This window comes from Heliomarina sp., from assembly GCF_052826185.1.
In genome coordinates this window covers 592,197-606,281 of the sequence record NZ_JBRBUI010000054.1, presented here as the reverse complement: position 1 = coordinate 606,281, position 14,085 = coordinate 592,197, and the positions used below count along the sequence as shown (strand labels likewise).

Sequence of the window (14,085 nt, the reverse complement as noted above, 5' to 3'; positions counted from 1 at the left end):
GAAACAATCGGCGGACTGCGCCCCTTATCCCCGGATTTCTCTTTGCATCCGCGTTTCGCTTCCTGCAAAAGTCGCGCCATGTCTGATAAAGTCAAAGCAACGCTCGTCCATCTCTTTACCGCCACAGGCGCCGTTTTTGCCATGCTGGCCATGCTGGCTGCGGTCGATCTGAAGTGGGACCTGATGTTCCTCTGGCTGGTCGTTGCCTTTTTCGTGGACGGAATCGACGGCCCGCTGGCCCGCAAGTATCACGTCAAGCACAACGCGCCCGAGTTCGACGGCGTATTGCTCGACCTGATCATCGACTACCTCACCTATGTCTTCATTCCCGCCTTTGCGCTGTTCAAATCCGGGTTGATGGATGGCTGGACAGGCTGGTTCGCGATCATCGTCATCACCTTTGCAAGCGCAATGTATTTTGCAGATACACGCATGAAAACAAAGGACAACTCTTTCTCGGGCTTTCCCGGCTGCTGGAACATGATGGTCCTGACCGTCTTTGCGCTTCAGCCGAATTTCTGGATCATTCTCGCGCTGGTTACGATACTGGCCATCACCATGTTCCTGCCGTTGAAATTCATCCATCCCGTTCGCACCCAGCGCTGGCGGGCGATCAGCCTGCCGATGGCGTTGGCATGGACCTTTTTCGCCGGATGGGCGGCATGGGTCGACTTTCACCCGGAAAGCTGGGCGCACTGGGGTCTTATCGTGACCAGCGTCTACCTGCTCTTCGCAGGCATCGCACAGATGATCATCCCCGAACGCAATCCGGCCTGACCCGGGTCAGAAGACATCGGCAATGGTGTGCCGTTTTCCCGCGTATTCAAAGCTGTCCCCGGCCCGCAGCGACTTCATGCACTGGTACATCCTGCTATGCTCGGAAATCCCGGCGTATCGGGTGCCGTCAAAATTGAACATGGGCACCGTCACCGCGACGACGCAATAGCGTTTGCCGATCCGGCACACCGCGCCGGGCCTGACCCGGTCGGTCATCGAGAAATCCAACCTTCGCATCGCATCAAAGCGTTTCTGGTGACTCTGAACCGGACCTTCCAGAAGGTGAGGATGTAATTTCGCCCTGCCATCCGGCCTTGCCCCGAGGAAGACGTCGTTCAAATAGTTGCCGTAGAAGGAAATCGAAATGATGAGATCCTTGCTGATCTCATCGATCAAACGCTTTCGAAGTGCCATCTTGACACCCAGGCGGGTATTAACTGTCCCCATAACAGCCCCTTTTTTATCTGCCTTCAGGCTGCCTACGGTGACAAGGTTAACAGCCTGTAAACAGATACCCGCATATCGACATATGTGTCAGATCAGCAATCCGGCGGCGCCTTCGTGACGCAACAGGCTCACCTTGGTTTCGATACCGCCACGAGCCGAAAATCCGCCTAAGCCCCGAGCCGAGAGCACGCGGTGACAGGGGATGATGATCGGCACTGGGTTGCCGCCGCAGGCCTGCCCAACCGCCTGCGCCGGCATGCCAAGGTTCTTGGCGATTTCGCCATATTGTCGGGTCTCGCCAAAGGGGATGGCTGCGATCTCGGCGCAGACCGCCTTTTGGAAGTCGGAGCCCGCGATGCGGACCGGCAGATCGAAGGCACGCAGATCCCCGTTGAAATAAGCGTCCAACTGTTCTTGGGCCGCGATCAGTTCCGGCGTATCGCCTTGTTCCTGCAAGGTTTCCTGGGCATCGACCCAGTTCAGCGCAGTAATCGCGCCCTCCTCGCTTACGATGGCGATACGGCCCAGAGGGGTGTCCATTAACCGCTGCATTAACCTTCCTTCCCCTTGCGCCTTGGCTTTCCCAAGACAAGGCCCCGCTTTTAGCACAATTATGCCCGAATTTGTCGGCATGTTTATAGCCATGGAAAAGTCTGTTCCGAGCAGGCTTTCCGGTTTCTGTCACCACTCAAACGATTGCGTGGACCAATGGGGGTTGGGCCGCGTACCGGGAGAATTTGCATGTTAAAGATTTTCGCTGCCGCCGTTTCGATCGTCGCGATGACCGCTCTGCCCGCTTCTGCCGATCTATCCCAAAAGTTCGGCCGTGCCTCGTCGAAAAAGATGAAAATCGCGTCTTCGCACCTACTACCGCCCGCCGATTACAAGGGCCAGTGGTGGACCTCGCCCGACAATTGCGAATATTCGCGCGCGGGCCGTCCGGGTGAAACCGTATGGTACCTGATCATCAACACCGCCCATTCCAAGTGCAAGACGCACCTGGTCCAGTCGATCTATAAGGACGCCTACTGAAATACTTTCACGCTCGCCAGAATGGCACGGTGAAGATTACGTATACCGCCATGATTTCTAGCCGTCCGACCAGCATGGCGATGGCAAGGATCCACTTGGCGGTATCATTCAATCCTGCAAAATTGCCCGCCGGACCGATCCTGTCGCCCAGGCCCGGTCCGATATTTGCGATGGCGGTCGCCGCACCGGATACGGCGGTGATCATGTCAAGCCCGGTCAGCGCCAGACCCCAGGATACAAGTCCAAGCGTTACCACAAAGAAAACAAAGAACGAGATCACCGAGTTCAATGTTTCCTGATCAATGGGCCGGCCCGCATAGCGCGGGACAAAGACCCCATGGGGCGTCCGGATCCGCTGTAGCTGGACCTTGATCGAGGCGAACAGCAACTGGTAGCGGAAGATCTTTACGGAACAGGCGGTCGAGCCCGCGCAGCCGCCGATCAACCCGATAAAGAAGAACAGCGAGATCATGAACGGACCCCAGCCCATGTAATCGACGCTCGCATAGCCGGTGCCCGATATAATCGAGGTGATGTTGAACAGCGCCTCGCGCATGGACTGTTCCCAATGGTGCGGAAAGATCGTCGTCAGCACGACCGTAGAGATCACGACCAGAACAAGAATGGTCCAGAGAAAACCGCGCACCTGCACGTCTTGCCAGATGCTCAGCGGATGCCCGTTGATAAGTTGCACATAGCGCACGAACGGCAGGGCCGCCAGGATCATGAAGATTGACGCGATGTATTCCATATGCCCCGAGAAGGTGCCGAAAGACGCGTCGTAATTGGAAAATCCGCCGGTGGAGATCGTCGTCAGCGCGTGCACGGTCGCGTCGAATGCGGACATGCCAAGCGCCGCGTAGCACAGCATGCAGGCCATCGTCAGCGCAATGTAGATGACCGAGATCTGCTTTGCGATCTCGGTCGCGCGGGGCAGGATCTTGCCCATGGTTTCAAAGGCTTCGGTGCGGAAAATCTGCATGCCCCCGACCCGCAGTTCGGGCAGGAACACCATGGCGACCACGATGATACCGATACCACCCAGCCATTGCAGGATACCGCGCCAGAGCAGCAGGCCATGCGGCAGGAAATCGAGGCCGGTGATGACAGTCGATCCGGTGGTAGTCATGCCGGACATCGCCTCGAAATAAGCGTCGGTGAAACTCAGCTCGGTCGCGCCGATCATTAGCGGCAGCGATCCAAAGATCGGCAGCGCCACCCAGACCCCGGTGGTCAGCAGGAAGGTCTGCTGGATCGTCAGCCCTTCCTGCACACCATTGGCGCAGCACAGGGCGACAAGTCCGCCGATCAGGATCGTGACCAGCCCGGCTTCGAGAAAGACAAGCCAGTGCTCATCGCCGCGCGCCAGATCGATCAGCATTGGCAAGAACATCGTCAAGCCCAGAATGGCGACTAAAAGGCCGATTACATAGCCGACAGGGCGCAGGTCAAACATGAGCGAAGGCTTGGCTTGGCGCATGCGCGCTGTCAAGCGCGACCGCATCGCGCGCCGGCCTCCTGTCACCTAATCGACGCGACACGCGGGTGTTCCGTCTAGTGCCGTGGCAGCCGGTCGGAAAGTTCGATCCACGGCACCTGTTCCGCTGAGTGATAATGGTCCGTAGGTTGCACATCCGCCCCCGCCCGCAGCAGCGCGGCGTAAAAATGGGTTTCACCCGGGTAGCGCTCCGTCCGATAGAACAGCGGCGTCCCGCAGGTGCCGCAGAAACCCCGCTCGGCGCCCGGACTGCTTTCGTAGGTGACCGGCTCATCCCCGGTCCAGCGCCACTTGCCGTTCTTGTGGCCGACCCACGTGGTAAATGGCGAGGCCGTCGCCCGGCGACAGCTTTCGCAATGACAATGGCCAACCCAGAGATGCGGCCCCGTCAGCTCGAACCGGCAATGTCCGCAGAGGCAATGACCATCGATAATATGCTCGGACATGGCCCCTCTCTGGCGGTTGTCACCCTACATGTATCAGGGTCGAAAACAGCTTTGGATCAAAGTTGCGTGCATCGAACGTGTCGCCTTCGATCAGGACCGACACCGCGTCATGGCTGTGCAGGCTTTCCTGATGACTCGCCACGATACGGAAATCTCCGATCCGGGCATCGGCCAGCAACTGTTCGCAGAACAGCCGCGCCGCGTCTTCGACAAAGATCGGATTGGCCGCGTTCAGCTCGGCAAAGGCCTGTTCATCCTCGCGCTTGACCATCACCTGCGTTTCCGTCGGCACCGCGCGACGGCAGGCGTCGATCAGGTCCTCGAACCAGAGGCATTGCCCATCGGGTTCCAGCGCCACGGAAATCCGCGCGACCGAGCGTTGCGAATGCGGCGTCGCCAGCTGGCCGCGCGTCGCACGTGCATGTTCCGACAGTTCGAGCGAACAGGGACAGGTCGAGGAATAAACATAATCAAGGTGCATGATCTTCTGACGCACGCCGTCGGTTTCGACAAGTTCCAGCGCGATGTCGTAATACTGATAGCCCGACAGGCCGGAACGCAGACTGTCCACCTTCATCGGGAAGGAAAACCGCATCTGGATGCGCGCATCAAAGCTTTCGAGGTCGGATTTGTAATCATCCAGCGCCGCCTCGATCACGCCAAAGCTGAAGGTCCGGTCGGCATGGGCATAAAAGCTGCGCATGATGCGGCTCATGTTGATGCCCTTCTTGTCAGCCTCAAGGCTGACGGTGCCGGTGACCGAGGTTTCCAACGTCAGATCGCCGTTGTCACGGGTATGAAAGCGGATCGGCAGCCGGAAATTGGAAATACCGACGTGCTGAATCTGCTGACGTGCGCCCCGGATCAGGCTTGACGGGCCATTCTGCAAATCCGGCAGCGACGCCTTGTAGGCGGCATCGACGGTGAATGCCTCGGGGTACTGGCGCGACAGAACCGGGTATTCGATATTCGACTGGCGGCCCAGCGCACGCGCAAGTGCGGGGTCGAGATTGACCAGCTCTGCATAGGTCGCCTTGGATGCCCAGGCGCGCAGGACATCCAGAGCCGCGGCTGCGTCATCGTGATCTGGCGTACCCTCGATCGTCGTCGGCATGTGGATGTTCATCAGCGTCCCCTTTGCAGTCGAGCCAAACCTAAGTACGGCAGATGCAGATTACCAATATATACTCAGTACGCTTCGCAACCATCCCCGGATCAGCGCCGGGCGCAAAAACTTTCAATCATTGTACCAGATAAGTATCACGGGACGGCCAAACTTTTGCGCGAATGGCCGCCCCGGGAAAGACTTAGCCCGCCGAGGCGGCAGCGAGCGCCTGCCGGATATCGGCCAGCAGGTCCTCCGTATCCTCGATCCCTACCGAGAACCGGATCAGCCCGGGGGTGATCCCCAGCAGTTCCTTCTGATCTGCCGGAAGCCGCTGGTGCGTCGTGGTTGCCGGATGGGTCACGATCGATTTGGAATCGCCGAGGTTGTTCGAGATCAGCACGATTTCCAGAGCGTTCAGGAAGGCGAACGCTGCTTCCTGACCCCCTTTCAGTTCAAAGGAAATGACGGTACCGCCCTGTCCCATCTGGCTCTGGGCAAGGTCATGCTGCGGATGGCCCTTGAGACCAGGGTAAAGCACCCGCTCAAGCGCGGCCTCACCCTCCAGCGCCTCGGCAATCGTCTGCGCCGACTGGGACTGCGCCTTGACACGCAGGCTCATGGTCTCAAGCCCCTTGAGCATGATCCACGCGGTGAACGGGCTCATCGAACCGCCGGTGTGCTTCATGTAGGGCTCGACCGTCTTGCGGATGAACTCGCGCGTGCCAAGGATCACCCCGCCCAACGCCCGGCCCTGCCCATCGATATGCTTGGTGGCGGAATAGACGACCACATCCGCCCCCTGCGAAATCGCCTTGGAAAAGACCGGCGTGGCAAAGACGTTATCGACAAGCACCAGCGCACCGACCGCATGGGCCAGCTTGGCTACCGCCGAGATATCGATGACTTCGAGCGTCGGGTTCGACACGGATTCAAAGAACACGGCCTTGGTGTCGGGGCGGATCGCGTCGCGCCATTGGTCAAGATCGGTGCCATCGACAAAGGTCACCTCGACCCCGTAACGGCCCAGAACCTCTTCGAGAATGTAAAGGCAGGATCCAAACAGCGCACGGGCCGAAACCACGTGATCCCCGGCCTTCAGCATCGAGGTCAGGGCGCCGGAAACAGCCGCCATGCCGGAAGCGGTGGCAAAGGCATCTTCCGCCCCTTCAAGCAGCGCGATCCGTTCCTCGAACATGCGCACCGTCGGGTTGCCGTAACGGGCATAGATGAATTCGTCATCCCCCGTCTTGATAAACCGTGCCTCGGCGGCTTCGGCACTGTCATAGGCAAAGCCCTGTGTCAGGAAAATGGCTTCGCTCATTTCGCCATACTGGCTGCGGCGCACGCCCCCGTGGACGGCTTTCGTTCGGTTGTTCCAGTTCTCGCTCATTTCGACCTCCGGCCCTTCTTCGGGCACAAAAAAACCCCAGACGCGGTCAAGCGAAAGGGGCCTTTCATCCTGACCTTTTAGCGGAATATTTAACGTGGCCCGCAATCCGGTAACAAATCGCCACGAAGCATGCGTGTCCTTTACTTGTCACAGCGACGGAAAGTCAAGGCACCAATCCACATCGTCACGGTGCCGTAACCATAGCTTCATCCCGACGTCATACGCATCGGCCAGATAGCAGCCACAACATCTGGTATGAGGTGCGCGATGCCGCTGATCAGGATCAATGCGAAGGGGAGCGAGCCGCGCCTGCACTGCGGGACCCAGCCCCTCTACCGCCGCCTCGCCGAGGTCAATTCCGAGGTCACCCGTGATGAACCGGTCATCGTGATGATCCACGGCTACAAGTATCGCCCCGGAATGCCGGATCACTGCCCCCACCTTCACCTCATGGCGATGCATCCGCGCGACCGACCCTGGCACTCGCCCAGCTGGCCCCGACAGCTCGGCTTCGGCACCGGCCACGCGAACGAAGGTCTGGGCATAGCCTTTGGCTGGGACGCGCGCGGCCCGCTCTGGAGCGCCCGCCGCCGCGCCATCGAGGCAGGCCGGGCGCTTGCGCAACTGCTGAATGACCTGCGTCGTCAGAGCCCAGACCGCCCGGTCCACCTGCTCGCGCATTCGATGGGTACCGAAGTCGCGCTGCAGGCACTCTACCACCTGCCAGCCAATGCTATTCAGCGCATCGTGTCACTGACCGGGGCCAGCTATCGCGAAACCGCACACTCGGCGCTGGAAACGGCGGCCGGGCAGACCACCGAGTTCTTCAACATCACCAGCCGCGAAAACGACACCTTCGATTTCCTCTTCGAACGGCTGGTCGCGCCTCCCGTTCCAGGCGACCGCGCCATCGGGCTCGGTCTCGACGCCCCGAACGCGGTAACGTTGCAACTGGATTGCACCGAAACGCTGGGCAATCTGCACCGTCTCGGCGCGCCGCTGGGCAACCCGGAACGGCGCATCTGCCACTGGTCGACCTATACCCGCGCGGGCACGCTGCGCTTTTACAACGATCTGATGCGCAACCCGGCCCGCTGGCCGCTGCAACGCGTGCAACAGGCCGTTCCGGAGGCGACCGCTCGCCGCTGGTCACGCCTTGTTGCGCCCCCGGCCATTGCCCTGCCCTTGCTTGCGCCGCAGAAAGCGTCATGATCGCGCCCGATTAGAACGGGGATGAGACATGACAATCGATCTGTATTTCTGGCCGACACCAAATGGCTGGAAGGTTTCCATCGCGCTCGAGGAGATGGAGCTGGCCTATGACACGCATCTGGTGAACATCCAGAAAGGCGACCAGTTCAAACCGGAGTTCCTGAAGATTTCGCCGAACAACCGCATGCCCGCCATCATCGATCCCGACGGGCCGGACGGTGCGCCGATCTCGATTTTTGAATCCGGAGCGATCCTGCAATATCTCGCGCGCAAGACCGGCAAGTTCTGCGGCACGAGTGAACGGGACCGGATTGCCGTGGACCAGTGGCTGATGTGGCAGATGGGTGGTCTGGGTCCGATGGCCGGACAGGCGCATCACTTCCTGCAATACGCCCCCGACATGGACCCACCGCAGGTGCTGCCCTATGCACAGGGCCGCTATCGCAGCGAGGTCGCGCGGCTTTACGGCGTTCTGGACAAACAGTTGGCAGAGAACGAATTTGTCGCCGGGCCGGACTTTACCATCGCGGATATGGCGATCTGGCCTTGGGCGCATCTTTACAAGCGGCAGGAACAGACCATCGAGGACAAGCCGAACATGGCGCGCTGGCTCGACACGGTCAGCGCCCGCCCAGGCGTTCAGCGCGGGCGCGACCTGCATGCCGATCTGCGCAAGCAACTGCCCGACAAATCCGCGCAGGAACTCCTCTTCAAGAAATGACCGGCAAGGCGTCTACGCCTTGTCATCCTCGTCGATCATATGCGCCTGAAGCGCGACGATCTGCGCCCAGAGGAACAGGAACAGGATGATGGGGAAACCGAAGGTCTCGATCTTGACCCAGAGATCGGTGGACAGGTTTCTCCACACAAGTTCATTCGCGATGGCGAGCAGCGCGAAACAGATGCAGAGCCGCCGGGTAAGCTGCATCCAGCCTGCTTCGCGCATGGGGATCATGTCGCCCATCACGTATTCCAGATAAGATCGTCCGCGCATCAAACCGATGCCCAGCAGAACGGCGAATACGCCATAGACGATGGACGTCTTCATCTTGAAGAACCGTTCGTCGTTGAACCACGCGGTCAGCCCGCCAAAGAAGATGACCATGAAGGCGGTGAAAATCTGCATCCGGCTGAGTTCGCCGGTCAGTTGCCACAGGATACCCATCGCGATCAGCAGGATCGGCACAAAGACCAGCGTGGCGACGATGAACCCGGAATATTCCGTGCCACCAAAGATAAACACGTCTTCCTTGATGCGCAGGTAGATCAGGAAAAACAGGATCGGCGGCCCCAGTTCCAGCACCTGTTTCAACCAGATGTTGATCTCTTTCTTCTGCTTCGCCATTCGGGCTCTCAGCCTCCCATTTCTACGATGACCGCGCCAATGGCGATCAGGGACATCAGCGCGATCCGGCGCGGCCCCACGGTTTCCTTCAGCACCAGCCAGCCGATCAACGCGGCAAAAACGGTGGATGTCTCGCGCAGTACCGCCGCTTCGCCCACCTTGTCCAGCCGGGTGGCCAGCATGATCGACCCGAAACTGAAATAGGCGACGATGCCACCGAAAAAGCCACGCAGCAAGAGCGGGCCTGGATTGGGCGGGGCATCCATGCGCCGCCAGCGTACAAAGCCGATGATCGGCATCACCAGACCGTCGAGCATGAAAAACCAGAACAGGAAGGTGAACGGATCAGCCGTCGCGCGGATGCCGTAGGCGTCGTAGGTGGTATAAAGCGCCACGAAGAGCCCGGTCATGACCGCCAGCCCCAGCGCCGCCCAGAGCGTGTCGCGCTCCGAGACAAGGAAGATCAGGTTATAAAGGGCAAGACCAAAGATCCCTGCCAGCAATACCCCCACACCAACCCACTGCATCGGCGCAAAGATCTCGCCGAAAATGAAATAGGCCCCGATGACGGTGAACAGTGGCCCCATGCCGCGCACCACCGGGTAGACCACTGTGTAAGCGCCCTTGGTATAGGCCTGCGCCTGCAGGAGCTTATAGAACAGGTGGATGACAAAAGCCCCGGCAAAGATCGGCCACATATGCGCCTCGGGCCACGGCACGACGAAAAGCACGAACGGGATAGACATCAGGCAATAGAAGATATCGATCGCCCCGCGCGACAGCCACGGATCGTACCGCCCCTTTTGCAGCGCGCCAAAGACCGCGTGAAGAAACGCGGCGAGCAAGGCAAGGAACAATGCAAGCTGATGGCCAGCCGTGGTGCCTTCAAGCGAAACCAGCCAGTCGCTCATTGCACGCCCACCGGGAACCTGTGATAGGATGTGTCAGTTTTGTGACAATCGCAGACGAGGTAAAAATTCATGTGGGACACGATTGTAGACGAACTTACCAACACCTTCTCCGAAGTGCCGCTGGTTGTGGCCCTGACGCGCATGCTTGCCGCGTTGGTGCTTGGCGCCGTGATCGGCATGGAGCGGGAATGGCGTCGTAAACCTGCCGGTCTGCGCACCCATATGCTCGTCTCGATCGCCGCCTGCCTGTTTATCCTCGTCTCACAACACCTTGGCAGCCTTCCCTTTGGCGTCGGCAATGAAGTGCAGATCGACCCCCTGCGACTGATCGAGGCCGTCACCGCCGGAGTCGCCTTTCTCGCCGCGGGCGTGATCTTTACCTCGGGCGACAAGGTGAGGAACCTGACGACCGGGGCCTCGATGTGGCTGGCCGGGGCCATCGGTCTTGCCTGCGGTGCCGGACAAGCACCGCTGGCCGCGCTCGCGACCCTTCTGGTCACTGCGGTTCTGATCGGTCTGCGCTGGCTGGAAAAGGGCATGGGCACGCATTGATGGCCCCGACGCCGGTCTTCGGAAAGGGAGATTTTCACGCGGCGCTATCCATCCCTGTCAGCGCGGCGGCAAATTCATCGGGGTCGAAGGGAGCGAGATCGTCGATCTGCTCGCCCACGCCAATGGCATGGATCGGAAGACCGAACTTGTCGGCCAGCGCGACGAGGACGCCGCCCTTGGCCGTCCCGTCCAGCTTGGTCATCACCAGCCCGGACACGTCGGAAATCTTGCGAAAGGTCTCGACCTGGCTCAGCGCGTTCTGGCCCGTCGTCGCATCAAGCACGAGCAGGGTATTATGCGGCGCGGTTTCATCCTTTTTGCGGATCACGCGAACGATCTTGGCAAGCTCTTCCATAAGGTCGGCGCGGTTTTGCAACCGCCCTGCGGTGTCAATCAACAACAGATCGGCCCCGTCTTCCTGCGCCTTGGTCATCGCGTCAAAGGCAAGACTTGCCGGATCCGACCCTTCCGGCGCGGTCAGCACCGGCACCCCGGCCCGGTCGCCCCAAACCTGCAACTGCTCCACCGCCGCCGCCCGGAAGGTATCACCCGCCGCGATCACCACCTTCTTGCCAGCGGCACGAAACTGACTTGCCAGCTTGCCGATGGTCGTGGTCTTGCCCGACCCGTTCACCCCGACGACCAGCACGACCTGCGGCCGTTTCGAATAGATCGGCAGGGGCCGCGCGACCGGCTCCATCACCCGCGCGATTTCGGTGGCGAGAAACTGCTTGATCTCGTCGACCGAAAGTTTCCGCCCAAAGCGACCCTCGGCCATGTTCGCGGTAACCCGTAGCGCGGTGTCCACGCCCATGTCGGCACTGATCAGCAGCTCTTCGAGCTGTTCCAGCATGTCGTCATCCAGCACCCGGCGCACCACCGTCTTGGGCGCGCTGCGGCCCAGCAACCGGCCCAGCAGCCCTCCGCCCCGTGCGGGTTCAGGCGCGCCCATGTCCAGCCGGTCGGGCGAGATCGAGGGCTGCGGATCGCTTGGCATCGGCGCTTCGCTCGGCGGAGAGATCGGGCCCGGCTCGGGATTATCCGGCACTTCGCTGGGCGATGGTGACGGGACCTCGGTCGGCGAAGGTGTCGGCGACGGCAGATCCGGTTTCGGATCGGGACGTGGCGTCGGCCGCGGCACGTCCGGTTCGGGGTCCGGCTCGCGCTCGGGGATCGGGGTCGGCTCCGGCGTCGGATCGGGGATCGGCGCCGGGTCGGGATCCGGGGTCGGGTCCGGAATGGGGGTCGGTTCCGGCTCGGGTGTCGGATCCAGGGTTGGCGGCGTGTCGGGTTTCGGATCGGCCGCGCGCGTCACCGCTGCAACCTCTTCGGCTTCGCCGCCATCTTCCACGATCGCGTCCAGACCCTGCTCCAGCTTGGAAGAGGATTTGAACAAGCGATCTTTCAGCTTGGTGAAAAATGCCATGATCTACTCCGCAATTGCCCCCATGACGTAGTCCAGCACCACGCCGGATGGAAGAGCGGATGATCAGATAGCGCCAACAGCGCCTCAGACTTCTTCGGGAAAATGCCGGATCACGCTGCGGATCGGGTTCGGTGCCGCCTGCCCCAGCCCGCAGATGCTCGCATCCGCCATCGCCGTACAAAGCTCATCAAGCAGCGGCTGATCCCAGTGATCCGCCTGCATAAGCTTCACCGCCTTTTCGCAGCCCACCCGACAGGGCGTACACTGGCCACAGCTCTCATCCTCGAAAAAGCGCAGCATGTTCAGCGCCGCGTCGCGCATGCTGTCCTTGTCCGACAGGATCACCACCGCCGCCGATCCGATAAAGGTGCCATGTTCCTGCAACATGTCGAAATCGAGCGGCACGTCGTTCAGCGAGGCGGGCAACAATCCGGAAGACGGCCCGCCCGGCTGGTATGCCTTGAACTCATGCCCGTCGAGCATACCGCCTGCCGCTTCGAGCACGTCCGAAATGGTCGCCCCCGCAGGCAGCAGGTGCACGCCCGGCTGGTTGACGCGGCCCGAGACGGAGAAGCTGCGTAATCCCTTGCGGTCGTTGAATTCCATCTTGCTGAGCAGGCCGTGCCCCTCTCGGCAGACCCGGTTCACCCAGTAAAGCGTTTCGACATTATGCACCAAGGTCGGCCGGTCAAAGACCCCGACCTGCGCCACGAAGGGCGGCCGGTGACGCGGGATTCCCCGTTTGCCTTCAATGGATTCGATCATCGCGCTTTCTTCGCCGCAGATATAGGCCCCGGCCCCGCGCCGCAGATCGATATACCCCTGCGCGACGATCCCCGCGTCCTCGAGCGCGCGGATTTCCCGGCGCAGAATTTCGAGGATTCCGGGGTATTCGTCCCGCATGTATATGAAACAGGTTTCCGCCTCGACCGCCCATCCGGCGATCAGCATCCCCTCGAGAAAGGCATGCGGCCTGCGTTCAAGGTAGTAGCGGTCCTTGAACGTCCCCGGCTCGCCTTCGTCACCGTTCACGGCAAGATAGCGCGGCCCGGCATTGGCCCGAACAAAGCCCCACTTTTTGCCGCTCGGAAAGCCCGCGCCGCCCAGACCCCGCAGACCTGAATCGAGGATCAGCTGCTGCACCCCTTCCCAGTCGCCGTTTTCGCGCAGATCAAGCAGCGTCTCATATCCGCCATCCGCGCGATAGGCCTCGAACCCCTCGTAATCGGGGATGTGGGTGTGGGTATCGCCCTCCTCGATCGCCTGCATGGTCTTTTCGACGGTCGCATGGGTGATGTGGTTATGGCCGATTTCCAGCACCGGCGCGGTTTCGCACCGGCCCATGCAGGGCGCGCGCAGCACCCGGATCTCCGCCGGGTCGAGCCCGGTTTCAAGCGCCTGTTTCAACGCCTGCGATCCCACCAACTCGCAAGACAGCGAATCGCAGACCCGGATGGTCAGCGCGGGCGGCGGCGTTTCGCCCTCTTTCACCACGTCGAAATGCGCGTAGAACGTGGCCACCTCGTAAACCTCGGCCATAGAGATCCGCATCTCCTCGGCCAGCGCCCGCAGATGCGCGGCAGACAGATGCCCGTATTCGTCCTGTATCAGGTGCAGGAACTCGATCAGCAGGTCGCGACGGTGCGGTCGTTCCCCCAGCAGCGCGCGAACCTCTTCCCAGGCTGTATCCTCGAGCTGCCGGCCCTTGGGCGTATGCCGCCCCTTGCCCTTACCGGATTTCCAGACACCCTTTGCTTCCCGATCCTGCATTTCGCCGGCTTCCCTGTTCAATTCTTAAGCAATCTATATCCCACCCGCACCACGTCATTCGATCAAAAGCGACAGGGCAGAGCGACTTTGCGTTGCCTTGAGCTTTCCCATATGATGCATGGCGTCGCGCATCTGATACCAGACCTGAGCCTTTGACCCGTATCAAAGCGA

At 60.7% G+C, this 14,085-nt stretch carries 15 protein-coding genes and 1 riboswitch; of the genes, 5 read left to right on the top strand and 10 right to left on the bottom strand.

Going from position 1 to position 14,085, the window contains the following annotated elements; translation table 11 throughout:
* Positions 1-78: 78 nt before the first annotated feature.
* Positions 79-777: a CDP-alcohol phosphatidyltransferase family protein gene (locus ACU0FH_RS21165; RefSeq protein ID WP_238370088.1), complete on the top strand. Its 699-nt coding sequence runs from the start codon at positions 79-81 to the stop codon at positions 775-777.
* Positions 778-783: 6 nt separating this feature from the next.
* On the opposite strand, the gene ACU0FH_RS21160 is transcribed toward ACU0FH_RS21165, so the two are convergent.
* Both ACU0FH_RS21160 and ACU0FH_RS21155 read right to left on the bottom strand, forming a co-directional pair.
* The gene (locus ACU0FH_RS21160) at positions 784-1,191 is read right to left on the bottom strand and encodes a hypothetical protein (RefSeq protein WP_446196678.1); all 408 of its coding nucleotides are present in this window, start codon (positions 1,189-1,191) and stop codon (positions 784-786) included.
* A 120-nt stretch (positions 1,192-1,311) separates the two neighbouring features.
* The gene (locus ACU0FH_RS21155) at positions 1,312-1,776 is read right to left on the bottom strand and encodes a methylated-DNA--[protein]-cysteine S-methyltransferase (protein WP_446196677.1); all 465 of its coding nucleotides are present in this window, start codon (positions 1,774-1,776) and stop codon (positions 1,312-1,314) included.
* A 189-nt stretch (positions 1,777-1,965) separates the two neighbouring features.
* On the opposite strand from ACU0FH_RS21155, the gene ACU0FH_RS21150 reads away from it, so the two are divergent.
* Positions 1,966-2,256 (top strand): hypothetical protein, encoded by a 291-nt coding sequence (locus ACU0FH_RS21150; protein WP_446196676.1) that lies wholly within the window; start codon positions 1,966-1,968, stop codon positions 2,254-2,256.
* 7 nt (positions 2,257-2,263) lie between these two features.
* On the opposite strand, the gene ACU0FH_RS21145 is transcribed toward ACU0FH_RS21150, so the two are convergent.
* The 4 genes from ACU0FH_RS21145 to metZ form a co-directional block, all read right to left on the bottom strand.
* A complete protein-coding gene (locus ACU0FH_RS21145; protein WP_446196675.1) occupies positions 2,264-3,712 on the bottom strand; it encodes a TrkH family potassium uptake protein in 1,449 nt (482 codons plus the stop codon).
* A gap of 98 nt (positions 3,713-3,810) precedes the next feature.
* Positions 3,811-4,200, bottom strand: coding sequence for a GFA family protein (locus ACU0FH_RS21140; RefSeq protein ID WP_446196674.1), 390 nt, complete (start codon positions 4,198-4,200; stop codon positions 3,811-3,813).
* Between the two features lie 19 nt (positions 4,201-4,219).
* Positions 4,220-5,326 (bottom strand): GTP cyclohydrolase FolE2, encoded by a 1,107-nt coding sequence (folE2, locus tag ACU0FH_RS21135; RefSeq protein WP_446196673.1) that lies wholly within the window; start codon positions 5,324-5,326, stop codon positions 4,220-4,222.
* 181 nt (positions 5,327-5,507) lie between these two features.
* Positions 5,508-6,698: an O-succinylhomoserine sulfhydrylase gene (metZ, locus tag ACU0FH_RS21130; RefSeq protein ID WP_446196672.1), complete on the bottom strand. Its 1,191-nt coding sequence runs from the start codon at positions 6,696-6,698 to the stop codon at positions 5,508-5,510.
* A 57-nt stretch (positions 6,699-6,755) separates the two neighbouring features.
* A riboswitch (SAM riboswitch) is annotated at positions 6,756-6,832 on the bottom strand.
* Positions 6,833-6,965: 133 nt separating this feature from the next.
* Between metZ and ACU0FH_RS21125 the strand changes: the two genes are divergently transcribed.
* Positions 6,966-7,910 (top strand): alpha/beta fold hydrolase, encoded by a 945-nt coding sequence (locus ACU0FH_RS21125; protein ID WP_446196671.1) that lies wholly within the window; start codon positions 6,966-6,968, stop codon positions 7,908-7,910.
* 28 nt (positions 7,911-7,938) lie between these two features.
* A complete protein-coding gene (locus tag ACU0FH_RS21120; RefSeq protein WP_446196670.1) occupies positions 7,939-8,631 on the top strand; it encodes a glutathione S-transferase N-terminal domain-containing protein in 693 nt (230 codons plus the stop codon).
* Positions 8,632-8,643: 12 nt separating this feature from the next.
* On the opposite strand, the gene ACU0FH_RS21115 is transcribed toward ACU0FH_RS21120, so the two are convergent.
* Together ACU0FH_RS21115 and ACU0FH_RS21110 are read right to left on the bottom strand one after the other, a co-directional pair.
* Positions 8,644-9,255 (bottom strand): inner membrane-spanning protein YciB, encoded by a 612-nt coding sequence (locus ACU0FH_RS21115; RefSeq protein WP_446196669.1) that lies wholly within the window; start codon positions 9,253-9,255, stop codon positions 8,644-8,646.
* Positions 9,256-9,263: 8 nt separating this feature from the next.
* Entirely contained in the window at positions 9,264-10,166 is a 903-nt protein-coding gene (locus ACU0FH_RS21110; protein WP_446196668.1) for an EamA family transporter, read from the bottom strand.
* 69 nt (positions 10,167-10,235) lie between these two features.
* Here ACU0FH_RS21110 and ACU0FH_RS21105 point away from each other — a divergent pair, with 69 nt between their 5' ends.
* Positions 10,236-10,718, top strand: a complete 483-nt coding sequence (locus ACU0FH_RS21105) for an MgtC/SapB family protein (RefSeq protein ID WP_446196667.1) — start codon at positions 10,236-10,238, stop codon at positions 10,716-10,718.
* 34 nt (positions 10,719-10,752) lie between these two features.
* On the opposite strand, the gene ftsY is transcribed toward ACU0FH_RS21105, so the two are convergent.
* Positions 10,753-12,144 (bottom strand): signal recognition particle-docking protein FtsY, encoded by a 1,392-nt coding sequence (gene ftsY, locus ACU0FH_RS21100; RefSeq protein ID WP_446196666.1) that lies wholly within the window; start codon positions 12,142-12,144, stop codon positions 10,753-10,755.
* Positions 12,145-12,228: 84 nt separating this feature from the next.
* Positions 12,229-13,914: an NAD(P)H-dependent oxidoreductase subunit E gene (locus ACU0FH_RS21095; protein ID WP_446196665.1), complete on the bottom strand. Its 1,686-nt coding sequence runs from the start codon at positions 13,912-13,914 to the stop codon at positions 12,229-12,231.
* Positions 13,915-14,085 lie beyond the last annotated feature (171 nt).